Source organism: bacterium (assembly GCA_031082185.1).
Classification (GTDB): Bacteria; Sysuimicrobiota; Sysuimicrobiia; order Sysuimicrobiales; family Humicultoraceae; genus VGFA01.
This window is the reverse complement of record JAVHLI010000043.1, coordinates 1-545: the sequence shown is the minus strand read 5'-3', so window position 1 is coordinate 545 and position 545 is coordinate 1. Positions and strand designations below refer to the sequence as shown.

Annotated in this window: 1 rRNA gene; it reads right to left on the bottom strand. The window is 52.5% G+C overall.

Annotation, left to right across the window (positions count from 1 at the left end):
• A 23S ribosomal RNA gene (locus tag RDU83_14040) occupies window positions 1-545 on the bottom strand; the annotation flags it as partial.

Here is a 545-nt window from a genome sequence, read left to right as displayed (position 1 = left end):
TGTTATCCCCGGGGTAGCTTTTATCCGATAAGCGACGGTCCTTCCATTCGGAACCGCCGGATCACTAAGTCCTACTTTCGTATCTGCTCGACATGTCCGTCTCGCAGTCAAGCCACCTTATGCCTTTGCACTCAACGGCTGATTCCCAACCAACCTGAGGTGACCTTTGAACGCCTCCGTTACTCTTTGGGAGGCAACCGCCCCAGTCAAACTGCCTGCCTGACTCTGTCTCATGAGAGGATAACTCCCACGGTTAGAATCCCAGTAAATTAAACGTGGTATCCCAACGTTGGCTCCGCTAGACCTTGCGACCTAGCATCACAGCCTCCCACGTATCCTGTACAGAACTTACCAAAACCCAAAGCCAAGTTACAGTAAAGCTCCACGGGGTCTTTCCGTCTTGCTGCGGGTACCTTGCATCTTCACAAGGGTTGCAATTTCGCCGAGCCCTCTCCCGAGACAGTGCCCAAGTCGTTACTCCATTCGTGCAGGTCGGAACTTACCCGACAAGGAATTTCGCTACCTTAGGACCGTTATAGTTACGG